General features: G+C 45.8%; 21 protein-coding genes. 1 reads left to right on the plus strand and 20 read right to left on the minus strand.

Annotated elements, in window-relative coordinates; translation table 11 throughout:
* Positions 1-108 precede the first annotated feature (108 nt).
* Positions 109-2,301: a phospholipase D-like domain-containing protein gene (locus ACLWBB_RS16765; protein WP_413288707.1), complete on the minus strand. Its 2,193-nt coding sequence runs from the start codon at positions 2,299-2,301 to the stop codon at positions 109-111.
* 205 nt (positions 2,302-2,506) lie between these two features.
* Here ACLWBB_RS16765 and ACLWBB_RS16770 point away from each other — a divergent pair, with 205 nt between their 5' ends.
* Complete coding sequence (locus ACLWBB_RS16770) at positions 2,507-2,947, plus strand: hypothetical protein (protein ID WP_413288708.1); 441 nt, start codon at positions 2,507-2,509, stop codon at positions 2,945-2,947.
* Positions 2,948-2,952: 5 nt separating this feature from the next.
* Here ACLWBB_RS16770 and ACLWBB_RS16775 read toward each other — a convergent pair whose 3' ends face one another.
* From ACLWBB_RS16775 to yihA, 19 genes are all read right to left on the minus strand, one after another.
* A complete protein-coding gene (locus tag ACLWBB_RS16775; RefSeq protein ID WP_413288709.1) occupies positions 2,953-4,650 on the minus strand; it encodes an acyl-CoA dehydrogenase family protein in 1,698 nt (565 codons plus the stop codon).
* A 102-nt stretch (positions 4,651-4,752) separates the two neighbouring features.
* Positions 4,753-6,189 (minus strand): RNA polymerase factor sigma-54, encoded by a 1,437-nt coding sequence (gene rpoN / locus ACLWBB_RS16780; protein ID WP_413288710.1) that lies wholly within the window; start codon positions 6,187-6,189, stop codon positions 4,753-4,755.
* A gap of 11 nt (positions 6,190-6,200) precedes the next feature.
* Positions 6,201-6,923, minus strand: a complete 723-nt coding sequence (gene lptB / locus ACLWBB_RS16785) for an LPS export ABC transporter ATP-binding protein (RefSeq protein WP_413288711.1) — start codon at positions 6,921-6,923, stop codon at positions 6,201-6,203.
* A 2-nt stretch (positions 6,924-6,925) separates the two neighbouring features.
* A complete protein-coding gene (gene lptC, locus ACLWBB_RS16790) occupies positions 6,926-7,891 on the minus strand; it encodes an LPS export ABC transporter periplasmic protein LptC (protein WP_413288712.1) in 966 nt (321 codons plus the stop codon).
* A gap of 42 nt (positions 7,892-7,933) precedes the next feature.
* The gene (locus ACLWBB_RS16795; protein WP_413288713.1) at positions 7,934-8,524 is read right to left on the minus strand and encodes an ExbD/TolR family protein; all 591 of its coding nucleotides are present in this window, start codon (positions 8,522-8,524) and stop codon (positions 7,934-7,936) included.
* A 1-nt stretch (position 8,525) separates the two neighbouring features.
* Positions 8,526-9,002 carry an ExbD/TolR family protein gene (locus ACLWBB_RS16800; protein WP_413288714.1) on the minus strand — a complete coding sequence of 159 codons (477 nt, stop codon included), beginning with the start codon at positions 9,000-9,002 and terminating at the stop codon, positions 8,526-8,528.
* Positions 9,003-9,024: 22 nt separating this feature from the next.
* Positions 9,025-9,735, minus strand: a complete 711-nt coding sequence (locus ACLWBB_RS16805; protein WP_413288715.1) for a MotA/TolQ/ExbB proton channel family protein — start codon at positions 9,733-9,735, stop codon at positions 9,025-9,027.
* 41 nt (positions 9,736-9,776) lie between these two features.
* Positions 9,777-11,924 (minus strand): AgmX/PglI C-terminal domain-containing protein, encoded by a 2,148-nt coding sequence (locus ACLWBB_RS16810; RefSeq protein WP_413288716.1) that lies wholly within the window; start codon positions 11,922-11,924, stop codon positions 9,777-9,779.
* The gene (locus ACLWBB_RS16815; protein ID WP_413288717.1) at positions 11,921-12,238 is read right to left on the minus strand and encodes a hypothetical protein; all 318 of its coding nucleotides are present in this window, start codon (positions 12,236-12,238) and stop codon (positions 11,921-11,923) included. The genes ACLWBB_RS16810 and ACLWBB_RS16815 overlap by 4 nt, the downstream gene beginning before the upstream one ends.
* Before the next feature lie 20 nt (positions 12,239-12,258).
* Complete coding sequence (locus ACLWBB_RS16820) at positions 12,259-13,173, minus strand: tetratricopeptide repeat protein (RefSeq protein WP_413288718.1); 915 nt, start codon at positions 13,171-13,173, stop codon at positions 12,259-12,261.
* Positions 13,170-16,439, minus strand: a complete 3,270-nt coding sequence (locus ACLWBB_RS16825; protein WP_413288719.1) for a tetratricopeptide repeat protein — start codon at positions 16,437-16,439, stop codon at positions 13,170-13,172. Before ACLWBB_RS16825 ends, ACLWBB_RS16820 begins: the two co-directional genes overlap by 4 nt.
* Positions 16,440-16,442: 3 nt before the next feature.
* Positions 16,443-18,026: a tetratricopeptide repeat protein gene (locus ACLWBB_RS16830; RefSeq protein ID WP_413288720.1), complete on the minus strand. Its 1,584-nt coding sequence runs from the start codon at positions 18,024-18,026 to the stop codon at positions 16,443-16,445.
* Complete coding sequence (locus ACLWBB_RS16835; RefSeq protein WP_413288721.1) at positions 18,023-18,850, minus strand: outer membrane beta-barrel domain-containing protein; 828 nt, start codon at positions 18,848-18,850, stop codon at positions 18,023-18,025. The genes ACLWBB_RS16830 and ACLWBB_RS16835 overlap by 4 nt, the downstream gene beginning before the upstream one ends.
* A gap of 11 nt (positions 18,851-18,861) precedes the next feature.
* Positions 18,862-19,620: an outer membrane beta-barrel domain-containing protein gene (locus ACLWBB_RS16840; protein WP_413288722.1), complete on the minus strand. Its 759-nt coding sequence runs from the start codon at positions 19,618-19,620 to the stop codon at positions 18,862-18,864.
* Positions 19,621-20,094: a KdsC family phosphatase gene (locus tag ACLWBB_RS16845; RefSeq protein WP_413291620.1), complete on the minus strand. Its 474-nt coding sequence runs from the start codon at positions 20,092-20,094 to the stop codon at positions 19,621-19,623.
* Positions 20,095-20,206: 112 nt separating this feature from the next.
* The gene (locus tag ACLWBB_RS16850; RefSeq protein WP_413288723.1) at positions 20,207-21,190 is read right to left on the minus strand and encodes a KpsF/GutQ family sugar-phosphate isomerase; all 984 of its coding nucleotides are present in this window, start codon (positions 21,188-21,190) and stop codon (positions 20,207-20,209) included.
* The gene (locus ACLWBB_RS16855; RefSeq protein ID WP_413288724.1) at positions 21,187-22,848 is read right to left on the minus strand and encodes a CTP synthase; all 1,662 of its coding nucleotides are present in this window, start codon (positions 22,846-22,848) and stop codon (positions 21,187-21,189) included. Before ACLWBB_RS16855 ends, ACLWBB_RS16850 begins: the two co-directional genes overlap by 4 nt.
* Positions 22,848-23,585: a 3-deoxy-manno-octulosonate cytidylyltransferase gene (gene kdsB / locus ACLWBB_RS16860; RefSeq protein WP_413288725.1), complete on the minus strand. Its 738-nt coding sequence runs from the start codon at positions 23,583-23,585 to the stop codon at positions 22,848-22,850. Before kdsB ends, ACLWBB_RS16855 begins: the two co-directional genes overlap by 1 nt.
* The gene (gene yihA, locus ACLWBB_RS16865) at positions 23,582-24,160 is read right to left on the minus strand and encodes a ribosome biogenesis GTP-binding protein YihA/YsxC (protein ID WP_413288726.1); all 579 of its coding nucleotides are present in this window, start codon (positions 24,158-24,160) and stop codon (positions 23,582-23,584) included. The genes kdsB and yihA overlap by 4 nt, the downstream gene beginning before the upstream one ends.
* Positions 24,161-24,163 lie beyond the last annotated feature (3 nt).

Here is a 24,163-nt window from a genome sequence, read left to right on the forward strand (position 1 = left end):
TTTTGGGGTTTTTCTGCAAAGGATAACTTGATGCTCTGCCTCCTGTTGTGAAGTGAGATCCCGGGGAGGGGTCTTCTCATAATGAGACAGGTCTAGGCTGTAAAAAGGTTAAAAATAGGAGTCAAAAATGTCTATGAGTTTGCCATTGAGCCACTTGATTTTGAGCTCCTCAGAAAGGCGATGGGCGTTATTGAAATACGCCATGACTTCTTTCCGGAATTCAATGGCCGTGCCTTCATGCAGGATCAGAACTCCGGCCTCGGTATCATGAGTGAAGCTGCGAATGTTCATGTTCACAGAACTGACGAAGCTGAGCTTCTGATCGATCAGCAAAAGCTTGGCGTGCATGATAGACTTCGGCTCGACCCACTCATACATCTCGACATCACGGAAGTGGCGATTGACGCCTTTCTTATTCACGTCCTCAGCGATCTTCGGAACGTCATCCCCTGCTAACTGGATGCGTGTCAGAATCTTGATTTTGACGCCTCTTTTGGCCGCGCGCACCAAGGCTTCGCTGATGGCCTCAGAGGGACGGAAATACGGGGTCGTTAAAAGAATCTCTTTTTGGGCAGAGTCAAACATTTCAACATAGAACTTCTCAAGCTGATAGTTGTCCGCGTACGGAATAGAAAGAACATGGCGAACGACCGGAGTTTGCTGAGATAAATTCTTAAAATACGATGATTGAGCCGGATCCATAGGACGTGAAACATTCAAGTTCGTAGAACGCACAATGTTTGTCTTCTCATCTTTATTCCAGAACTGAAGCATCTGTGCCAAGACGGACTTGATAAAATCAGTTCCGCGAACTTCAACTTCGAAATCGTCGTAATAAACAAAAGGCTTTTCACCACGGGCATAGTCTACCAGCCACGGATAACGAGTGTACGCAGGCTTATCTCGGAACAAATAAGAGTCGCGGATATTTCGTCCGCCCGACACCAAGAAATTCTTCTGCGGATCCTTCTCTGAGTACCCAATTAGAAGCTTCACATGGTTCACGCGGTGGAACTTATCAAACCACGAACCATCTTTTCCATTGGTAAAATGATACTGGTAATACTGTAATTTGACGTTAGGGCGCCCCTCTAAAAGTTGACTAAGAATCCTCTTGTCTTTCTCAAAAGTCGTCGCTTCAGGCACCAAGATGCGGACTTGGGCGCCTTTGTCGGCATGATAGCGTAAAGCTTGCGCAAGAACAGTTCCGTAAAAGTCGGCGCTGAAATTCAATGAGGAGACCCAAATAAAATCCAGCTTTGGCGCTTTTGAGAAATCCAATCTTACAAGTGGATTTTTCTGTTGATATGCCTCTTGCGGAACATCAGAACCGGTCAACCCTCTGATCTTGGCATTGAAGGCTTTGATAGGATTACGAAGCATTTCAATTTTATCGAAAGGACGCGGGCAAGTGACTTGATTGTAATCCTGCTGCCAGAAAAAGGACACAGGATCCTTCTCTGAAAAGCCCGTCGGACGCGCACAAACCTCTAGATGTTGGTGAAACTCTTTCGCGGACGGAATCAATTTGTCCAAAGATACTAGATTCATTTGATGAGTCCAGGCTTTGGCATTTTTGAATTTGAAAAGAAGACGGCACGATGTCACGCCTGGCGTGAAGCCAACGACTATGTTTTGGCCCGTATTATACCAGATAAATTCATAGAAGAGCCTTCGCTTTTTTGTTTTGAAAAAGAGGGCTCCATCTTCATACTCAATCATGTCATTGCATTCTAAACGACCTGCCAAGGTGGTCGTGTCTTCTCGGCCCTCACTAAGAACTTCAGCGCTCAATTTGTTTTTTAGTTCTAAGCGATAACCACCAAATGCTTTCGTATCTAAAGCGAACGCCGCCGATGTTGACGCATTTGTAATTTCGAATCCCTTCAGGCCTTCGATCTCTAAGAGGTCATTTTTCTGATTCGGATTTGGCAAGGTTTGAACTTCAAACCAAGGACCGACTCCTTGCCACGCTCTTGAAGATACACTTAACGACAAAGACCGCTCTAGCTCTTTGCGCTCCTCTTGAAGTTTAACGGTTTGATTTTTGATTTTTTCGATTTCTCTCTTGAGATCCATCTCCTCAACGATTTTTTCGTTGTCCGTTTTCTGAAGCTGATCGAGTTTGCGATTCAACTCATAAATACGGTTGTAAAGCTGAGCCAAATTAAAATCAATTTCCTGAATTTTTTGAGCTTTATTACGCTCAAGAATATCAACTGAACTTGGAGCACGCGTCTCCACAACAGAACACGCAGATAGGAAATTCAGCAGAATGACAGAAAACAAAATCAGCTTCATCTCCTAATTATCGGAAAACTGCTCTGAAAACTAAGGTCAAGAAGCGCTCTGCCACCTCGAACCAGACCTCGACTTTCGACCTTATCATCTCATCATCGGAACACCTTTTGGAAAGTCGCATGTATTACTTCAATCCAAACCCTTTTATTTTGAAGAGCATTTTCACTCGGTGAACAATTTCTGCCTACAGCTTTAGGAGGCAAATATGTACCGATTGATTCTATCAAGCGCATTTTTACTATTTTTTGGTTCGCAGGTCTTGGCCGCAGAACTGACTCCCGACAATATCATTGGTAACTACAAAGTGAGTGCCCGTGCGGGGTTTATGAAAGTCTATTTGAATTTCAATGTTGTCAGCGCGCAAGAATTTGAAATTCAACGTGTTTACACCAGCGGACGCAAAGACGAAGTTTGCAAAGGAAAATTTGATCTGAACTCTCATGTGTTCTGGGATTTTGACAGTCTCGGCGCCGGCAAGCTCTTCAAAGGTGTCTTCATTTGTCCGAGCAAACCCGACAAACCGGTTGATTTCAATATCGACTTCAAAGACAAAACGACAGAAGACTTAGCAAAAGGCACCAACGTCACTGTGACAAGCTCATTGGCGCCAGGACGAAATATCCAAGCTCACGTGAAGAAGCACTAGCCTCTTCACAATCCTTTGATGATCTCCGCGTTCGAGAAGCGATGGCTTTGCGAAGTCTCGGGGACTTCAAACAAAGTATTGCGTGTGCACCAACGACGAGCGGTTTCGATATCGCGCAAATCTTTGGTGTGCAACGCAAACTCGGTCATTAAAGTCGCAGCGAAGATATTGCCAACGCTGAACGCAAAGTAGCGCGCAGAAGTTTGCAAATCTTCGAGACCGCCGGTTCCACCAGAAGCAATTTTATGGAAATAGCTTTCAAGATCCTTCAGAGATTTTTCGATTGCTTGAACCTCGCCTTTGAGTTGCTGTCCAGCCATCGGCTCTTTCATGATTCCTTGAAGACGGTGTCCGAGCTCTTTCATAAACGGCTTGAAAGCATTCTCTTTTTCGATTGCTCGTAGAATATCCAAGCTCAAAACATTTGTAGTACCTTCCCAGATCGGGAAAACTTGAGCATCACGCAGCATCCGAGGCATTCCCGTGTCTTCGACGTACCCTGCTCCACCAAAAACTTCCATCACTTCGCTAGTCACGGACATGCACTTTTTAGCAGAGAAAAGTTTAATAACCGGAGTCAAAAGTCTGAGGAGTGCGCTTTCCTCTTCGGTGGCTTTACCACACTCTTCTTTTCCAAGAAGCTCGACAGCTCTCATGACTAAGTGAAAGCTCGCGGCGTAATCCACATAAAGATCCATCATTGTTTCCACATGCAATGGATGATCAATAATTTTACGACCAAAAGCTTCCCGCTTTTGCGAATAATCTTTTGCTAAAGCAAGTCCTCGGCGCATGTGTGAAAGCGCGCAAACAGAATTATAAACGCGCGTGATGTTGAAAAGACTCGCGATCTTTTTCACACCACCACCTTCACCGCCAACAAGACGCGCAGGAGTCCCCTGCAAGCTAAGTTCCGCTGTAGGCAATGATTTCGTGCCCAATTTGTCTTTCAAGCGGTGAACCATGATCTTATTCAGCTCATTTTTGTCATTGCGAAGTTCAAGATAAAACAAACTCAAACCGCGGCTGCCTTTGTCGGCGCCTTCAATGCGAGCCAAGGTCATTGCCATTTGGGATGTTGTCGCCGAGGTAAACCACTTAGTTCCATGCAACTCATAGTGGTCTCCGACTTTCTTTGCAATCGTCGAAGTGCCGCTGACATCAGAACCTCCAGTTCTTTCAGTCATCCATTGCCCTGACGTCCAAAAGTTTTTCGGATCGCGGCTTGTAAGATGGCGATAGGCTTTGTTTTTAAGATAGTCATCACCATAGAGTTCAATGGCGCGAGTGGCTCCATCCGTCATTGCCAAAGGGCAAGAGTAAATCGCAGATGATGGATGATAAAGATAAAGAAGCGCCATTTGGTATATACGAGAATACTCGTCAAACTTGCGTTCATAGCCTGCAGCGATCAAACCTTCTTCGGCAGCAACACCCTCGAGTTGCTTCCAGCCGTTGCAAGTTTCAATGTGATCGATGCGCTTTCCCCAGGGATCGTAAGGAATATGCTTTGGCGGATTTTTTTCGGCTTCATCGGCCCACGCTAGCATGTCCGTCGCGGCACGCTGACCAAGATGTGTAAGATGAGCAGTCATATTGGAAACGACCATCGCAGGAATGCGCCAGTGCAAATAAGCTTGAAGCAAGCGATCTTCAGTGTATTGATTTTTCAAACCAGGGGCTTCTTGAAAAAACTCAGACATCTCGCACATCCTCTCAACAAGTTATTATTATTCTCTGCCTAGAAAACGCAGAGATCAATATCTTGTTGCGGACACCAATGCCAGACAGGAAACGGGTTTACCTTAGAAGAATTTTTTGCGCTGACTAGAAGGTAAGATTTTTAGCATATCGCGGTACTTTGCCACGGTACGACGGGCGATTTGAATGCCATCGGTCTTGAGCAACTCCACGATCTTTTGGTCAGAGAGCGGATTCTTAGGATCTTCTTTAGCCACCAGATCTTTGATTTTAAGCTTCACAGATTCGCTGGCAAGAGCATCACCATCTGAAGAGCTGATACCAGAATTAAAGAAGTATTTAAGCTCATAAATACCTTGTGGGGTATGAACATACTTTGCGGTCGTCACACGACTGACTGTGGATTCATGCATACCGATGTCATTTGCGATATCGCGCAAAATCATCGGTTTTAAGTGTGCAGCACCTTTTTCAAAGAACTCACGCTGATGTTTTACAATACTTTCAGCAACTTTGTAGATCGTTCTTTGTCTTTGATGGATCGACTTGATCAACCAAACTGCCGAACGAAGTTTCTCTTGAATATAATCATGAGTTTTATCTTCGGCTTTATTTCCACCTTTAAGCACGTTTTTATAGAAGTTAGAAATCTTCAAACGCGGAAGACCGTCCTCATTCAAGGACACAACAAAATCGTCTCCGACTTTATAAACATAGACATCCGGAGTAACGTACTGAGTTTCATTACTAACAAACGCACGACCTGGCTTTGGATCCATCGAATAGATGATCTTACACATCTCGATGATTTCTTCGAGCTGACGGCCCATCGCTTTTGCAATGGCGTCGTAATTCTTTTTCTCGAGATCTTTCAAGTGATTTGAAATCAAAGCCACTAGATCCTGAGTGTCTTCTTCCAAGTGTTTTGCTTGGATCAAAAGACATTCTTTAAGGTCACGAGCGCCCACTCCTGGTGGGTCAAATTCGTGAATAAGGCTTAAAGTATCATCAAGATCTTCAATGGCGATATTTTCTTCCGCAGCAATTTGCTCAAGCGGGGTCTTGATATAGCCATCGTCATCAATATAGTTCATCAAAATGTCAGCGACCTTTTCTTCATGCTCGCTGAAACCATTCATTTTTACTTGCCAAGAAAGATGCTCATGCAACGTCTGAGACGCAGAAATCGCGTTCTCATAGTTCATGATCTCTTCACTGCCCGCCATTCCAGACTGAGGAGGCTTTTGATTCTGTTCGAAATAGCTTTCCCATTCGAACTCATCTTGTTTTTGCGGGTCTTGCGTATTGGTATCTACAACTTCGGCACCACCGCCGTCGACTTCGGTCGCGGCTTCTTTGGTTCGTTGCAGATCTTCTTCTTTTAGGATTTCAGCTTCTTCAAGGATCGGGTTCTCTTCAAGCTCAGAACGAACAGCAGTCTCAAGCTCCATACGCGACATCTGCAACAGCTTAATAGCCTGTTGCAGCTGCGGTGTGATCACCAAGGATTGGCTTAAGTTCATCGTCTGGCGAAGAGCCACTGATATATCTCCTAAAGTCTAAAGTTCTCACCGAGGTAAAACTTGCGGGCCAGTTCGGAGTTTGCAATTTCGTCCGTACTTCCGCTTACCTGAATTTTACCGTCTTTCAATATATAAGCATAGTCGCAAATGCCCAGAGTCTCACGAACGTTATGATCCGTGATCAAAACTCCTATACTTTTGGCCTTAAGTTCTCGGATGATATTCTGAATATCCGCCACAGCAATGGGGTCAATCCCGGCGAAAGGCTCGTCGAGGAGCAGAAACTTCGGAGATCCCGCCAACGCACGGGCGATTTCGACACGACGTCGTTCTCCCCCGGAAAGCGCATATCCATAGCTGTCACGGATATGTGTGATTCGGAAGTCTGAAAGCAATGCCTCGAGCTTCTCCGCACGCTGAGCCCCGCTATAGCCATGAGCCTCTAACGCGACGATAATGTTATCTGTGACAGTCAATTTACGGAAAATGCTTGGTTCTTGAGCTAAATAACTTAAGCCCACGCGAGCGCGATGGTACATGGGATCTTTCGAGATATCCTGATTATCCAGCTCGATTTGCCCGGAATCTGGCTTTACAAGGCCTACCACCATATAAAAGGAGGTCGTCTTACCAGCACCGTTTGGTCCCAAAAGCCCCACAACCTGTCCAGACTCAACAGAGAATGAAACTCCATCCACCACTTGGCGTTTTTTGTAAGCTTTCGAGATCTCTTTAATTTGCAAATAGCTCACGGCTAGTCTCTCTTCTCCATACGCGCTCTGACTCTCTCCACCTTAACCTTTTTTCCGCCATCAAGAAAGATGATTTCCTCGCCGGAAAGTTCGTCTTGTCCTTGAACCACTTTTGGCTTTCCGCGGAAAGTGAAGATGTTCTTAAAGAGGTCTAGATCCACAGTATCAGATGTTGCGACTTTGTCAGCATCGCTGACACGAACTCCGCCCTGCATCTGAATATAACTGATCAGATCTGTAACGCCTTTATACTGAAAAACCGCTGCAGGCCCCTGAAGGCGCAGGTTGGCATATTTCATTTCGACATTGCCCGAAAACTTAGCCTGGCGAGACTTACCAGAGAATTCGGCCTTATCACTTGTGATGAAAAAATCTTTGCCGTCTTTGAATTTTTTCGAGCCACGCACTGCTTGACTCACAGTCATACGACTGTCGTCGACTTGCACCAGCATATTTTTTCCTTCCAAGACAAAACCATCACCCATTTCGTCTTTAGGACCCTGCATAGTGACTTTTTCGGGACTCACGATCTGGCGTTTTTTTGCGTTGTAGAAAATGGACGGTGTTTTAAAAATGTAACCGTTTTCAGATCTCGTGACGACGTTCCCTTTGATTCGCAAATCTTTAGATTTACCATCAATGGACCCAAGGTCCCCGGTCACAGTAAAGCTGACTTTTTCTTTATTATAAAAAAGAACTTTGACGTTCTGAAGCTCCCAAACCGCGCTCTTTCCTTGATAGCCTTCTGCCACTTGCGAGAAAAGCTCCCAATCGCGACTCCCTTGCTGCGTTTCAACAAGATGAATGCCTTGAGCTTTTTGGTCGGGTTGACTGGGATCGTTTTGAGTAACAGCAGCTGGAGCTTCTTGAGTTTCTTGTTGCTCCAGCTTGTTAGGAAAAATAATGAGTACTTCGACGAAGAGAAAAATAAGCAGAACAATGAAAATGATATTTTTGAGGTTCTTCATCAGCTTAGTACCAGTAAAGGACCTCAAAAATAACAGGCGGTATTAGTTCGAGGTCGGCTCGTTAGTGCGCTTCATTACCGCAAAGTTGATCTCTCCGGCGCCGGCTTCAGTCACTGTAAACATGACTTTTTTCACCGTCAAGAAATCCACGTCCTTATCACTTTGAATCGTGATTTTTCTCCACTGATTCTCATCAGGCTCTTCTTGACCACGAGCAGTATCGACCACAGACTTTGCTTTACCACGAAGACTGAGTTCGCGTTCATTTTTAGCTTTGTCCAGAGCTGCCTTTAACGGTTCATAAAGGCTTTTGATCATCCACTCTTCATTGCCTTTTACTTCGTCAAAAGTTGCCACACGCGTCTTGTCGAGAAGCACTTCTTTATTAGAAATGGTCACAACAAAAGCAGGTTTCAACTCTTTCACGTTTTGCGCCTTCGGCAAAACAACTTCCTTCGGGATGTAAAGAACTTCACCCGTGGTGTTGTAGTTTTGAAGAAGGAAGATTACAAGAACCGTGAACATATCCACCATCGCTGTCAGAGACAACATTGCCGTTACGCCACGTTTTCCTTTACTCTTCTTAAGAATATTATGATAACGGTATCTTTCACCGGGTCTTTGTATAGCCATATTAAATAGGCGCTCCCGTCGCCACTGAAATCGCAGGGAATCCAGATTGTAAGCAGTCATCCATTCCGCGGACGAGTTGTTCATATGGCAAGTCGTCAGCCATTGTCACAACTACATCCGTCTTTTCAGGATAAAGCTGCTTTACTCTTTGCAACTGAGCCATCAAGCCAGGGTCGTCAAATTCTCCGTTTTTCACAGGCAAATTGATCACCTGTTTACCAACCGTAAGAACATAACCCGTCTTCTTGATGTCGATTTTCAAAACCACATCCGATTTTGGTGGCGGCGTCGGTTTTTTATCATCGAGCTGCTTTCCGTAAAGAGAGCTACCGATTTGCATCATATTTACCTGTGACCAAACAGCCGTGATCAACAAGAATGTGATCAATACGGACATCAAGTCGATGAAGGGTACGAGATTTAACTCGACACTCTTCGCCCGGCCTCTCTTTTTACCACCTTCTTCTACATGTGCCATGAATCGAATCCTTAATTAAGAATTAATCTTTAATTTTGTCTCTGTTAGCTACTACAAGGTTCAAAAGGCTCATGCTAGTTTCAACAACTTCATTCTCAGTTTTTTGAATGTGATGTTGGAACAAACCGTAGCTTACGATAGAGATCAAAGCCACCAAAAGACCGAATGCCGTACAATTCAAGGCATGGGCGATACCTTCAGAAAGCTTTTGTGCTTTAGTTGCTGGATCGGCTGCAGATACCGCGCGGAATGAACCGATCATACCGATGATCGTTCCAAGAAGACCCGCAAGTACGGCGATGTTACCGAATACTGCCAAGAAAGAAGTCCATCCTTCTACTTTTGGCATTTCTCTCATTACGGATGCATCCATAGCTACTTGCACTTCTTCATCAGGGCGTTTTGCTTGCGCCTGAACAAGACCTGCCTTAACCGTGTTGCTCAATGGAGCCGGGCGTGAATCGCAGAATGCCATCGCTTGGCGAAGGTCACCGCTCACGACCATACGGAAAATTTGATCCGTAAATTCTTTTTTATCAATCGCTTGCGCTTTGAATTTCATAGAGCGCTCTACGATCAAGAACACCGCGATGATTCCAATCAAAGCGATGATGTACATTACAAATCCACCTTCTACGAAGGCTCTTTGCAAGAAGTTCATGTTATCATTTGCAGTCATCGCTTGCATTGCTGCTGCGGTAGCTGCGTCCATTGGTGTTGCTGTAGGGTTCACGACTTTCCTCCTTAAGTATTATACTTAACTTTAATTAAATTTTAGTTTTCAGCTCTAAAGTAGAATGGATAGTTAACTTCAGCCACCGTACCTGCTGGTGGATCCGGGAACTTCCATGTGGACAAACGATCTCTTACACAGTTTTCCACCGCGCGATTGCCAAGAGTTGAGCTCTTCACTTTCGCGTTCAATGCACGACCACCATCTGCGATCGTCCACTCGATAATCACTTTACCCTCTAGGCGTTGTGTCTTGTTGAGTTTGTTCAACTCACGCTCGTAACAACCGCGAATCTCACGAAGACCTGCACGGATCACGCGACGAACGGCTTCACGGTCGATAGTACCCACGAAGTCTTCCTCGGCACCGCCGGGCTCGATCGCCACGGAGTTCTTATCACCAAGACCATCACCTGAACCGTAACCAGTTCCGCGACCTTTCGTTCCAACACCCGCGATACCTTGAGTGGCAGTACCTTTACCGCCAGCTCCCGTATCTTTGAATCTTGAACCGATATCGTCACCCGCACGGTCAGAGTTGAAACCGGCTGCACCCGTTGCACTGTTTGCAGTACCGATCAAATCACCCGCACCAGAGTATGCTTTGTCGAGATTTTTTCTCATACCGCCGCCACCGAAGGCTGCAAGCATACCCACTTTAGTTACGTCTTTATTAGCACTCTGAGCGTTCGCGCCTGTTGTCTCACCTTGCTTAATAGATCCACCCTGCTTAACAGAAGTGAACTTCTTAGGCTTGTTCTGAGAATTCGGTTTCGGCATAACTTCTGAAGCTGCACCTGCTTTTGAGTTCTTAGCAGCTTGCGCCGGATCCGGATTCTTAGCTTTGTTCTGAGTTTCAACCTGCTTATCAGCCAACTGTACTTTCTTAGGAGTAGGAGTTGGTTTTGGCGGAGCCGGAGTCGGCGCCTCTACAGGCTTCTCTTCAGGCTCTCTTACAGGAGGAGGCGTTGGCTTTGGTTTGTCGAAAACCACTTGTGCAACGATATCTTCCTTCTTCTCTTCTTCCTGCATTTGCGGAACTGTTGCGTAAACATACAACGCAAGAAGTGCCACAAGGATCAGAGACATCACCATCCCTGTCAGTTCTGAACTGCTCAGGAACCAAGGTGGAATCGGAATCGCAGGAGGTTGAGGAACAAAACGAACGTAAAGTTGCAAATCGCTGTTTGGCAAACCGATGAAGTAGATCTCTTCTTGATCCAGCTTCATTGTTACAGAGTTGCCAGAACGCTGCGCTTTACCGCCGCGTAAAAGCTCATCAACGGCCTTACGACCACTCTTTGTCAAAAGCTCTACGTTCATGTCGGAAGTAACTGCAACGCGTGTTTCTGGACCCACTTCAAGAAGTGGCCAACCCGCTGGAACAACTCCATCCGGCATATTGATATCGTACTTCTCACCCGGGCCCAAACGAACGATGCCCGCTGTACGATAATGGTAATTCGTCAAAATACGCTCTTTCCAACTGACGATGACTTCTACGACAGTCCCTTTACCAGGGCGGAGGTAATCACGAAGATCTTTAACCTCACTCGTTGGAGCGTATGTCTTTTTATTTTTACCTTTTTTGCTGTGAGTTTTAACCGCAGACGAACGCATTTCCGTTTTAGGACCTACAACTGGAGTCGTAGCAATGCGTGGTTTTGGTTCCTCACGAACAATCTCTGCAGTCTTCGTTGCTTCAAACACCGGTGTTGAAACCGGAATACTTGGCGCAACTGACTGAGGCATCGACTCTGGAATTGGAACAGGCTCAACCGGTTTTGGTGGAGCAGCAACAACAACAGGTTCTTCAACTGCAGGTGGAGGTGGAGCCACTACCGGAGCGGGTTTCTCTTCCATTTTTCCTGGAGGAGCCGCTTTTGGTTTCGGAATACCTACGAAGAAATTGATTTTGAAAGGACCAATTCCAAGTTCATCACCTGAGACGATGGCATCATCCAAAACGGATTGACCGTTTTTGAAAGTACCAGTCGTCGATCCAAGATCGCAAACGTAGTAGCCGTTATCACGAAGTTCAATCAAGCAGTGAATTGGCGACACTTCTTCAGCCTGAAGGTCCAAACCGACGTCGGCATTGCGGCCGATAACGATTTGATCCAGGTCGAATTGCTTCACCTCAATCAGTTGATTCCCTTTAAAAACTCTAAGTATGACAGGAGATTTCAAGTGCCACCCCGGATGCGCTGAATGTCTTCAGATGTCTTTCTCATTTCTGGAATGAAATTTTGTCTCAACTTAATCAAACGCTTATAGTTGAAATTTTTCTTCTGAAAGAGATAAAACAATTCTGGTTTTTGAGTTCCACCTTCGACTAATTCATCTTCGAAGTTCAGCTTCTGGGTGCGAGTTCCCTTAGCGCGCTTAGGTGCGGCTCCAGAAGATGGAGCTGCTGGTGCGGCTTCTTCTTCCTGAGCAAAAGCTGATGCGCTCATGAAGAGAACCACGCTGCATGTGATCACCGACAGTAAAAGACGTTTCATGATCTTCATTCCCCCTGTTCCTATTTTAAACCAGCTTTTGCTTTGTTTTCCAAAGCAATTATGCGGTTACGGGACTCTGAAGGAGGACCTACGAACTTAAGTCTGTTCAGAGCGTCCATGCCCTCTTTGTACTTATTCATGTGATCAATCAAAAGAATAGCATGGTTTAACAGCAATTCCCGATTATTATTTTGGTCCTTAATCGCGGCCTGATAGATTGAATTGGCCTCGTCGAACTTTCCTACAGCTGTCAATGCGACACCATAGTTGTTTAAGGTTTTACCATCACGAACACCAGCATTGTAAGCAACCTGCAAAACCGAGATCGCTTTGTTGTAGTCTTTCTCCACGACATAAATCGAGCCAGAGTTTGCAGCTGCAACACCGTCATTTGGATTGATGTCTAATGCTTTTCTGAAAGCCATGATTGCTTCACGTCTTTCACCGTTCACCAAGTGAATCAAACCCATATTGCCATAGGCTTCGCCCGCGTTCGGATTTGCAGCAATGGCTTTACTGAGCAAGTACTTCGCAGCATCGATCTTGCCTTTCTTAAAATAGTACATTGCCATCGCGTTCAAGGCTTTATGATCGTTTGGATTCTGCGTGAGCAGCTGTCCAGACACGCGGAAGATCTGCTCGTCATTCTGGCTCTTGATCGCGTCTACCAAAGCACCCTGACCAACCGGAGTTAGTGACTGAGCTGCCGTTGTTGGTGGAGCTGCCTTTGCTGACTGAGCAAATGAATTCGAAGCTTGCCCAGAAGTCGAGCCACCTTCTTCACCACCCATATCAAAGCTGCCAGAAGATCCCGAAGGAGAACTCGCAACTGGGCTATAACCACTCTCTTCACCGCCACCTTGTTGTTTCGGACTTGATCCGCAGGCAGCGAGAACACCACTTAGAATTAAGGTTAGTACAATCTTTTTCATCATTGTGCCGTCCAGTTAATAATTCTTACGTCTGATCCTTGCTCACCATTGTTGTAGTAAGTCCCAGGAGCCAGTCTTGTAAATTGGTCCATCGCAATATGGTAACCTTCATTGTAAACCTGAAGTTCCCAACCACGATCCACGGCTGCCTTGAAGCTCTCTTTCGCCTTGCCGACGAACGGAGAAGCCATCTGCTCAACACCCGCTTTATATTGCTTAGTTTCTTCGGCATTCAATCCACTTGGAAGTGGAACGGCCATAATTGCTTCATACAAGTGCAAGTTCGCTTCGCCTAGAACTGACAAACCGCTTACGATTTCTTCAGCACTGTCGTACTTGATCACTTCTGCAAGTTCTTTATTCAGAGCACCCAAAGCCGCGATCTTTTTATCCAGAGACTCTTTTTGTTTCGCTGGATTTGCAGAGATACGGATTGATTTGTACTCTCTGAAGCTTGCCAAAGCGTCATCAAACTTAAGCTTCGCTGCGTACTTCGCGCCAAGCTTCTTCTCGCCGCCAAGACGTCTTTGTACCGCGATGGTCTTTTTAGCCCATGCTTCAGACTCAGAAACCTGACGTTTACGCTTCATAAGGTCCGAGATCCAGTAGTGTGATTCCACCACTTTTTCTGGATTGCTAGCGCCTGAGTTCAAATAGTCTTTGTACTTATCAATAGCCGCAGAGATGTGATTTGCTTTACGGTGCATAGTTGCTACCGAGTAAAGCGCCTCACTTGCTTCGCTACGTTTCTTGGTCATACCGATGAACTCTTCGTAAGAACGAATTGCAGCATCTGTTTTACCCAAAGCCTCGTTCAACACCGCAACGTTGTAGATAAAGTTTGGAGCCAATGGATCTTTTGGATTCTCGGTCGCAGCTTGTTTAAACAATCTTGCCGCTTCTTCGAACTGGCCAGTATCTTGATAAAGTTTTGCTAACAGACGACGAACTTTCGGTTTGTTCGTCTCCATTTTAGCATCGCTTGATTTCAATACTTGATTGTACATCATGATCGCAGCCGCGATCATACCAGCTCTTTCATAGTTGACGCCGGCATTGAAGATCGCAGTTCCTGCCAAGTCAGAACGTGGATTGCTCTTGGCGAAAGACTCGTAAGACTGAGCGGACTCAGCGTACTTCTTTTCGATTTCGAGATCTTGACCACGTTTGAAGCTAGCTTTCTCCATAACGCCTTTGATCTCTTTACCGACGTTAGAGTTCGCGATAGATGAAACAGCCAAGAGTTCCGCACCGGCTTTTTCAAGACCTGCGTAGTCTTTACGAAGATTGAAGATATCTAGCAACAAGTTGGCAGAGTACTCTGCATACTTTGTTTTTGGATATACCGTTACGATGTCACGGAATACCTTCGTCGATTCATCGAACTGATTGTGCATATAGTACAAGCGACCGATACGGAATTTGATTTCCGGGGCTTTTTCAGCTTTCGGGAACTTAGTGATATACCACTGACTGGCTTTGATGAAGCGATCCACTTTTGGATCCAAAGGAATTGGGTCCAAGCTTTGTCCAACGCGTTTTTGCAATTCCGCATCGGAAGGAACGCTCTTCTCGAGAGCCAAAATCAAGTTGCTTGCAGCTTTATCGATGAACTTGTTCTGAGGAGCATTGTCGACAACCCACTTATATTGAACTGCCGCCTCGTCATAACGTTTCATATCGTAAAGAAGCTCGGCGAAGTAGAAATGCATATCGCCAGCAACCGGTGAATTTCCAAACTCTTCCAAGTAGAAGCCGTAACCTTCGTAAGCGGCCTTAACTGCTGCAGGTGCTTTTGAATTTTGCGCCGTCTGATGCTGTTGCATAACGTAGTTACGCAAAGTGGTTTCACGAAGCTTGTAAGAGTTATCAATCAACTCTTTGTTAGCTTTATTGGCCTCAAACCAAGGCGTGTTCGGAGCAAAGTTCTTAATCCAAACATAGAGTTCTTCACGGAACTTCGGAGAGTTCTTCGCGTAGAAGTAGTTTTGAACGATTTGATATTGCCAGTCGAAAGCTTTCGGACTGTCAGGTCTTTCACCGATCAACATCTTAAAGACATCGCGAGCATCGTCTTTACCACCCTTATCAGAGTAGTAGTAAGCGAGTTTCTCGAGGTAAGGAATGATATCCCCGTCACCCAAAAGACCGCGGAAATATCCAACCGCGTCTGAAGCAGGACGAGCTTCAGCATAGAAGATCACGATGTCACGAAGCGCTTCTTGCTCAAGACGGTTTTTGTTAACCGCACGGCGGCTTTGAGAAGTCGCTTCAGATTCGTACTTCGCAGATTTAATGATGTATTCAAGATAAGACAACGCTTGTTGGCTTTTTCCTAAACGGAACAAACACCATGAACCTTTGTACAAAGCAAAGGTGTTCAAACGATGCTTTTTCTCTTTAATAACGTGAGAGTATTCTTTATAAGCTTCCGTCCACTTTTCATTTTCAAAGTAGTACTCACCCAATGAAAAGTGAGACTCACCCACGAACGGGCTGTTTGGGAATTGCTTATTCAAGCGCAGATAGTATTGGGCACCTTTGTGGGTATCACCCATTTCAAAGTAGTTGTAACCCAAGAAGAAGAGCGCTTGATCCATTTTTTCGTCTTTAGAGAAGTCACGCTCGAACCATTCGTACAATTGAATCGCTTTACGATTGTAATCGCGTGCTTCCGTCACATTCAGAACAGGCTTCACTTTCGTTTTACCTGATTTGAAATCTGCCAAAGCGTTGTCATAAGCATCTTGGTGACGAGTATCTACGATACCCGCTTTTTCTACATAAAGCTCAGCTAGACGCAGCCACAGTTCACCGCGGTTCGGGCTGTTTTTGAATCTCTGAGTCAGTTTGTAGAGTTCCAAAATCTGTTGATCCAAGACGCGCTCGTATTCAGCACGAGTGCCACCGCCGCGATTTTGCAAGATGTCCGAAGAACGTGGAGGTTTGATAGTTTCTAAGTTGTACTGGCTTTGTTGAGGCTTAAAGTTGAATCCAACATCCGGAAGAGCGGTATCGCCCTTTTGCATCTGAATGTTCGCGCCGCGGCTCTCTGAGCTAATTTGGCTTAAGAGTTGTCCCACGGTCTTCTTACCGCCAGCTTGCGCTGAAGCAGCTGGAGCAGCAGTAGTCGTTGGGCGTTTAACCGTTCTGGCTGGTGCGGCTGCTTTTTTCTTCTTTGCAGGCGCAGCTTCGGCCATAGGTACAGAACCCATGACCATGCTAAGAACCAGAGACGAAATGATAAGGCGGCTTTTATTATTCACCATATTTTACTCGCAACTTTGTTTACCTAAATAGTGGTAGTTTCCAATTTCATCCAACCAGTACTCGCCTTGGAACGGATAGTATTCATAACCGTTCTGAACGTAGAACGTACGGTCGATTTTTTCGTCAATTTGTTCAGCCGGTAGATCTTTACCAGCCAATTTCATTTTCAAGCTTTCTTTCTTACCGTTGATCATCTCGTAACGGATGAATCCAGCTTGTTCATACAGATCGCGAAGCTCTACGCGCATATTCAACATGTGAGCTTTCGCCATATCACCAACAGACAATTTCGCATTACGCTGACGGTTGTTCACGACTTTCAATGCATACTGACCTACAGGTGTGTTTCTGAATCCTGGGTTTGCATCGATACGTGTTTTTTCGTCATTCAAGCGCTTGATGTAATACAACGCGCGCTTTACGTTCCCTTCTTCAGAGATGTTTTTCACGACGTTATAAGGCAGTCTCAAAGCCACAGGTTTATCGGTCTTCTTGATAGTCTGACCTTTTTCGACTTCTTCGTAGAATGCCATTGCGTCTGTATTAGCACGGATAAAGTCACCGATCTTCGCACGAACAGGTCCGTAAGTATTTTCAAACAGACTCAAGACCTTTTCCATCTCGTCATATTTACAGATGTAAAGATAAACGATAGAGCGAAGAAGCAATGACTCTGGAATATAGAAATCATCATAGTAACTAGAGTGCAAAGACTGGAAGTTACTCAATACAGAACGGAAGCGTGCCGCTCTCAACATTGCCCAAGATGATTCAAACAAACCGTCATGCCACAAGAAGTGGTCACGTGGGACTTGTGCATAAGCATCGATCGCGCCATCCCAGTCTTGTTTTTGATACAAAGCGCGGGCAATCGCGATTTGCGATGCCACACGGTTCGTATCCGTAACTGGAGCTCCGTCACGAGATGCCAAGAGGGTCTGGAAGGTTTGCATAGCCATGTCGACTTGGTTGCCTTCAAGCTCTGCAGTACCGCGGTTGAACAATGCTTGATTGTAGTAACGGCTGCCAGAACTTACTTTCGAGAACAACTCAGAAGCTTTCGCGAACTCGCGAGCTTTCATTTTGATCTCACCGATACGGAAGTAAAGCATGTCACGGTTGTTTGCCGGGAAGTCATTCAAATCTACTTTTGAAACCGCGTAATTGAGCAAAGTATCATCGCCCAAGTTATCGGCCACGATTGAAAGCTTTTCGATCGCGTTCTTTACATACTTACTGTTACCCATGCGGATGACATCCACGAACTGGAAGGCCGCAACTTGGTTCAGCTTCATTTCCATCAACATCAAACCAAGAACGTACTTCAACTGAGGACGTTCTGCTTGAAGCTCTGAACGGCGTGCTAGCTGGAACAAGGCATTTGATGCTTGCTCATACTGACCACCACGTGCCAAAGCCAAAGCTTGGTTCACTTGTTGTCTAAGAGGTGAGTTCTTTGCTTGTGGAGCCGCCACCACTGCCGGGCCTGCTGCACGACGAGGCGGAGCCGCCTTTCTTCTTTGCTGAGCAAAGGCCGAAGGCGCCACAAAACTGAGTAATAAGAGTGTTGCGATAATATTTCTCATCGGTACTTAGCCTCCGGATAGAAGAAACTCATGCCAACGGTCAGAAGCAAGTCACTGAAGCTTTGCGTAGTGCCGTCTGTTGATTTTGCAGAGTAGTTCATCATGCTGAAATCCCAGTTGACTGAAAAACGTTTCGAGAGCGCGAAGTTCTGACCGGTTCCGAAGTGAAGAGTGAAACCGCTACCGCCCGTGCTCACAGAAGTATTTCCAGCGCCACCAGTGAAGTAGTGCTCAAATGGAACGATCTTTTTGTTCATCCAAGTCATTTTGCCGTAGAACGGAGTGTACTTCACATCGGCACCGATATAGTTCTTCGGGAAACCGAAGCTGTCGGCACTAACACCGTTGTTATCATGAAGTTCTTTGGCAGCTTGTCTTTGCGAACTGCTCATCGCGCTGTAAGTACCTTCGATACCCCAAGCTTCAGTCAGGTAGTAAGCTGCTTTTAAAGTTACACCCGCAGTGAAGAACCAAGGATTGTTCGTGATGGTAGAAAAACCACCTGTAAATTGCACGCGACCCGTTTTCGGCAAGAAACGTTTTTGAATTACCGAGATCTCGCTGAAAGGAGCAAGCTTCGTCAAACCCGAGAAATCTGTAAGCTTGTTATTCTGCTGAGCTTCTACGCGATCTTCATTCGCATCAATTCTTTGGTTTGCACCAGGAACCAATGTCGGCTGCTGGCGAGGAGCTGTTTTATCAAGCTCCATCTCGATCACATTCAAGTCATCACCGATACCACCGGAATCTTGAGCATGCGCGATGGAACCTGCAAGGAGGCTTACTAAGGCTGTCGTAAAAAGTGTTTTAAAGCGTCTGTTCATAGGCTCCATCCTTAAAACATGTAAGCAACACCAATTCCGAGATTGGTGGTGTAAGTGAGGCGTTCAGAAAACAAACTATACGAAGGGGCGCCATCTGTTGGTTTCAAAGACGTAGCACCTTGATCCGCTAAGAACGGAATCGGCGCATTGTTCATGAACATGCGAAGATCCCAGCGAATGCTGAATTTTTTGCCGACATAATATTTTTGTCCCAAGCCCAACGCGATTCCCGGATAAGCCTTGTTCTGGTACTGCACCATACCCGCGGCTGCGGAACCAAAAGTGGTCAAGTTGAACACCATGCTCTTGCTCAAACTCATCTTTCCGTAGAATGCTTTGAAGTTGTAATCAGCCATGATGGTGGACTTAGGAGCTGGAGCGCGAGTGAAGTCCAAGTTGATTCTCGTACCTGAAGGCCCCGGAACGTCTTTCAACTGCTCTCCGTACTTGCTGAGACCCGACATATTGGTTTCAAAGAAAGCACCAATCGCATGCTCTTCAGACCAGTGGTAATAGCCAGCAAAACCAAATTTGCTGACGTTGAAGATAGGCTCTGTCAAAGCATTGCCGTAATATCCACCGACTTCGAAGTGACCTGCTGTCGTGACATTTCTGTTCTTCACGCTGACAGGTTTATCGAAAACTGGATAAACCGATTCAGTGGCAAGCTCTTCCGTCGGAAGCTCCACTACTTCTGCTGCTAAAGCGACTTTTTGTAGTAAAAAAGCCGCTAAGAAGAGACTCAATCCTTTGAGTGCATTCTTAATCATTTATGACCGTCCTGATGAAAAGGCTCCGTGTTTATAAATCAAATCGCAAACCTCGCGAACAGCTCCATTGCCGCCAGGTCTTTTAGTTACATATCTAGCTACTTCAATAACTTCTTCCACAGCTTCTGGAACTGTCGCTCCAAAAGCCACGGCTTGAATCAGAGGAATGTCGAAATAGTCGTCTCCAATGTAGGCCATTTCCTCTGGTTGCAAGCCGGACTGTTTTTGCAAATCTTGAAATGCGGGTACTTTGTCGGAATGACCTTCGAAGAGATAATGCATTCCCAACACTTTTACGCGCGCGCGAATGTCTTCGGCTTTAGAACCTGTAATCACAGCTACTTTGTAGCCGGATTCGATCAAGCGCTTGATACCAACACCATCGCGAATCGAATACATACGCTTCCAATCACCATTGGCGTCCAGCCAGATGCGGCAATCTGTCAACACTCCGTCCACATCGAGGACAAGCATTTTCACATTTTTGATTTTTGCGTATTCTGATCCCATCCAAGTCATTGTGAAAAAAATTCAACAACTCGGCAAGGTTATCAATGACTTGACTCGACCTTCGTCAACTCGTTGTTTAGCGAACTTTTGTTCTCAACAGGTCTTGAAAGTTCAAAATTCCAACAGGCTTTTTTGGTTGATTACTGAGTTTATCAAACACAAAAAGAATTTGAATTCGAAATTGTTCCATCAAAAACAGCGCTTTTTCTGCAAGCTCATTGGCGTCAACTCCGCGCGGGTTGGTCGTCATAAGCTCTTTAGCTGTTCCGGTAAGTGGATCTGGACTTTTCTCTAGGCGACGACGAATATCACCATCCGTGATCACCCCGACCAGGTCTCCTTGAGAGTCCAGGACCCCCGCAGTACCTCGAACATTTTTATGAGTCATGATCGAAAGAACTTCGCGGACCGGAGTATCTAACTGGACTAAAGGCAGGGCTTCTCCAGTGTGCATGACGTCTTTTACTCTGGTCAAAAGTCTGTATCCGAGGCTTCCACCCGGGTGATACTCCGCAAATTCTTCCGGAGAAAAACCTTTTTCGTTCAACACGGCCATTGCCATTGCGTCACCCATCGCGAGTGAAGCCGTACTACTCGCTGTGGGCGCGAGATTCAGCGGACACGCTTCTGCAGAAACGGACACATTCATAGTTACTTTTGCAGCTTTTGCCAGTGTAGAATTCATGTTGCCAGTAACCGCAATCACCGGAATGTCTTTACGAAGTGCAAAGGCCAAAATTGGCGCTAGCTCCGGAGTTTCTCCTCCGTAACTGAGGGCTAAAATCACGTCGCCATCCTCAACGATTCCCAAATCTCCGTGCGCGCTCTCTGCTGGATGCAAAAACACTGCAGGAGTTCCTGTGGAAGAAAACGTGCTCGCAAGTTTGCGTGCGATTTGTCCAGATTTTCCCATGCCCGTGACGATCAATTTTCCTTCGCAGGACTGAACGATCTTTACAGCCTCTTCAAAGGTTCCGTTCAAACGGTCCTTCAGTGCTAAAATCGCCCTAGCTTCGATGTCTAGAACTTGAAGTCCTTGTTGGATGATTTTAGAACTCATTCAGAACCTCTTTTCAGGGACGCTTTCAAAAAGTGAACAAAAAGCGGATGCGGAGCTAACGGCTTCGACTTGAATTCCGGATGGAATTGCACGCCTACGAACCATGGATGATCGATAAGCTCTACGATCTCTACCAAATTTCTTTCTTTGCAAATACCTGTCGCATTCATTCCTTTTTTCTCGAATAAAGCACGGTATTTGTTGTTGTATTCATAACGATGACGATGACGTTCATGGATCAAAGAGTTTTTGTAAACTTCAAGGACGCGACTGCCTTTCGCCAACGTACAAGAGAACGAACCCAATCTCATGGTTCCGCCCTTATTGACGTTGCCTCGTTGCTCGACCATCGTGTCGATAACATAGTTACGAGTCTTGCTGTCGGTGAAGAATTCATGGCTTGTGGCATCTTGGATGCCACACACATTGCGTGCAAACTCTATCGATGCCAATTGCATACCAAAACAAATACCAAAGAAAGGAACTTGGCGTTCGCGCGCAAACTTAATCGCTGAAATCTTGCCTTCCACACCGCGAGAGCCGAAGCCGCCTGGAACCAAAATCCCATCGACATCTCCAAGATGCTGAACCACGTTTTTATCAGTGATCTTCTCAGAGTCTACGTAGACAATGTCCACTTTGGCATTGTTTGCGATACTCGCGTGCACAATGGCTTCATGAAGTGATTTGTAGGATTCTTTCAAATCCACGTACTTACCAACAACACCGATAGTGACTGTGCGTTTTGGATTTTGCAAAACCTTGACGATTTTTTTCCAACCACTCACATCCACACGTTGAGGCTTCAATTTCAACTTCTCAGCTATCAATTCATCCAAACCTTCCGCGTGCAATGCCAACGGAACTTCATAAATGAATTTTGAATCCTGAGCCGCGATCACATGGGCCGGCTCGACGCTGCAGAATAAACCGATTTTTTTCTTAAGGCTGTCATCAATAGGTTTTTCGCTACGGCAAACCAAGAAATCCGGTTGCAAGCCAATCATACGAAGCTCTTTCACTGAGTGCTGCGTAGGTTTACTCTTCAGCTCGCCAGCAGCCGCAATGTAAGGCACATAAGTCACGTGCACCAAAACAGAGTTTTCGTCGCCGAGTTCACTGCGCATTTGGCGAATGGCTTCCAAGAATGGCTGGCCTTCGATATCCCCGACGGTTCCGCCAATTTCGACAATAATTACTTCCGAACCTTGAGCTGCTTCTTGAGCACGGGCTTTAATTTCATCCGTGATATGCGGAATCACCTGAACAGTTCCGCCCAAGTAATCCCCGCGACGTTCGCGGTTTAAAACCGTATCGTAAATCTGACCTGTAGAAACGCTGTTTGATCGAGACATCACGGCGCTTGTAAAGCGCTCGTAGTGGCCCAAATCCAGATCAGTTTCAGCACCGTCTTCAGTCACATAGACTTCACCGTGCTGAAGCGGAGACATCGTGCCTGGATCAACATTCAAGTAAGGATCGAATTTCATGATGGTCACTCGCACACCGCGAGCTTCTAACAATGATCCGAGACTTGCTGCCGTCAAACCCTTACCGATAGAGGAGACCACACCGCCCGTCACAAAAATAAATTTTTGCTGAAGTCTTTTTTTGGTCGATTTCTTGGTAGAAATCTTTCCTGCGGTTTTAGCGGCCATTAGTTCCCCCTTAATATTTTTTCTAATTTAGCCAGATCGTCTGGCGTATCCACTCCAAGGCTTGCTTCTTTAACACGTAAGACTTTAATTTTTGCACCCAAATACAAAGCTCTGAGTTGCTCGAGACTCTCGGCGATTTCAATCTCGGCCGGTGGCGCCTCACAGAACTGTTTCAACAGATTTTTTGTATAAGCATACATTCCAATATGCTTCAAACAACCCGTCAGAGCCGCAGCCTTTGCTCCCGGAACACGAGAGTAAGGAATCGCATAGCGGCTGAAGTAAAGAGCTTCATCTTTTTGATTCACAACTACTTTTACGGCGTTTGGCGATTCTAATTCCTCTAAAGAAATTGGATGTGCCAAGGTTGCCATATCGAGACTGTTATCTTTTTGAAAAAGTCCCGCTAAACTATCAATCAGTTCGCCCGTCACCAAAGGCTCATCGCCTTGGATATTCACAACGACATCGAAATCCATATTTTTGGTCGCAGCATAGATACGATCTGTCCCCGTAGGCAGTTCCGAAGCCGTCATTGCGACTTTCGCACCAGCAGCTTCCGCGGCTTTACGAATGTCTTCATGGTCTGTCGCCACAATCACTTCGCGAAGGAGATTGCTTTTACGAGCTCCCTCCACCACCCATTGGATCATGGGTTTACCGTGAAGAAGAGCGAGAGGTTTTGCTGGGAACCGGGTTGAAGCATAGCGAGCTGGAATTACGCCAATAAACTTCATTTTTTCTTCACCCAGTTTTCGTAAAGATAGTCTTCGACTTCCTCATGCCCGGTTTTTTTCAGAGCAGAAGTCATAAACACAGCATCTGTCGCTGCGTCTTTTTTAATTTTGAAAATGGCTTTATTAATTTCGTTTTTCGTAAGCTTATCTGCTTTGGTAAGAACGATAGCTAGCGGCAAACCGCGGGAATCTGTGAAGGCTTTTAAAAGCTCTTCATCCTCGGTCCAATCGCGACGAGCATCCATCACCAGCACAAGGCCCGCAAGCTCTTCACGCATGCTCAGATAGTTTTCAATCATCGTATGCCACTCGCGGATCTCTTTTCCGGAACGAGCCGCGAATCCATATCCCGGCATATCCACCAAAACATAAGCGTCACCGCGAGAGAAAAAATTGAGCAAGCGAGTTTTACCCGGAGTATTACTCACCTTCGCAATCTTGGTATTCGCAATGGAATTCAGAAATGAACTTTTGCCGGCATTCGAGCGCCCAGCGATAGCAATTTCCTTTTTCCCGGTTTGGGGAAAGTCTTTAGGCAAAACAGCGCTTTTGATGAATTTGACGGCTCCTGGCATGAG

It is taken from the genome of Bdellovibrio sp. HCB337, assembly GCF_047302465.1.
In the GTDB taxonomy this organism is placed as follows: domain Bacteria; phylum Bdellovibrionota; class Bdellovibrionia; order Bdellovibrionales; family Bdellovibrionaceae; genus JACMRP01.

Excerpts from the sequence above, each read along its gene's own strand:
- ACLWBB_RS16775 (WP_413288709.1), bottom strand. The coding sequence starts at position 4,650 with ATGTCTGAGTTTTTTCAAGAAGCCCCTGGTTTGAAAAATCAATACACT.
- ACLWBB_RS16845 (WP_413291620.1), bottom strand. The coding sequence starts at position 20,094 with ATGCTTGTCCTCGATGTGGACGGAGTGTTGACAGATTGCCGCATCTGG.
- ACLWBB_RS16840 (WP_413288722.1), bottom strand. The coding sequence starts at position 19,620 with ATGATTAAGAATGCACTCAAAGGATTGAGTCTCTTCTTAGCGGCTTTT.
- ACLWBB_RS16830 (WP_413288720.1), bottom strand. The coding sequence starts at position 18,026 with ATGAGAAATATTATCGCAACACTCTTATTACTCAGTTTTGTGGCGCCT.
- yihA (WP_413288726.1), bottom strand. The coding sequence starts at position 24,160 with ATGCCAGGAGCCGTCAAATTCATCAAAAGCGCTGTTTTGCCTAAAGAC.
- ACLWBB_RS16800 (WP_413288714.1), bottom strand. The coding sequence starts at position 9,002 with ATGGCACATGTAGAAGAAGGTGGTAAAAAGAGAGGCCGGGCGAAGAGT.
- ACLWBB_RS16815 (WP_413288717.1), bottom strand. The coding sequence starts at position 12,238 with ATGAAACGTCTTTTACTGTCGGTGATCACATGCAGCGTGGTTCTCTTC.
- ACLWBB_RS16825 (WP_413288719.1), bottom strand. The coding sequence starts at position 16,439 with ATGGTGAATAATAAAAGCCGCCTTATCATTTCGTCTCTGGTTCTTAGC.
- ACLWBB_RS16770 (WP_413288708.1), top strand. The coding sequence starts at position 2,507 with ATGTACCGATTGATTCTATCAAGCGCATTTTTACTATTTTTTGGTTCG.
- ACLWBB_RS16850 (WP_413288723.1), bottom strand. The coding sequence starts at position 21,190 with ATGAGTTCTAAAATCATCCAACAAGGACTTCAAGTTCTAGACATCGAA.
- ACLWBB_RS16855 (WP_413288724.1), bottom strand. The coding sequence starts at position 22,848 with ATGGCCGCTAAAACCGCAGGAAAGATTTCTACCAAGAAATCGACCAAA.
- ACLWBB_RS16820 (WP_413288718.1), bottom strand. The coding sequence starts at position 13,173 with ATGATGAAAAAGATTGTACTAACCTTAATTCTAAGTGGTGTTCTCGCT.
- ACLWBB_RS16765 (WP_413288707.1), bottom strand. The coding sequence starts at position 2,301 with ATGAAGCTGATTTTGTTTTCTGTCATTCTGCTGAATTTCCTATCTGCG.
- ACLWBB_RS16835 (WP_413288721.1), bottom strand. The coding sequence starts at position 18,850 with ATGAACAGACGCTTTAAAACACTTTTTACGACAGCCTTAGTAAGCCTC.
- ACLWBB_RS16795 (WP_413288713.1), bottom strand. The coding sequence starts at position 8,524 with ATGGCTATACAAAGACCCGGTGAAAGATACCGTTATCATAATATTCTT.
- kdsB (WP_413288725.1), bottom strand. The coding sequence starts at position 23,585 with ATGAAGTTTATTGGCGTAATTCCAGCTCGCTATGCTTCAACCCGGTTC.
- lptC (WP_413288712.1), bottom strand. The coding sequence starts at position 7,891 with ATGAAGAACCTCAAAAATATCATTTTCATTGTTCTGCTTATTTTTCTC.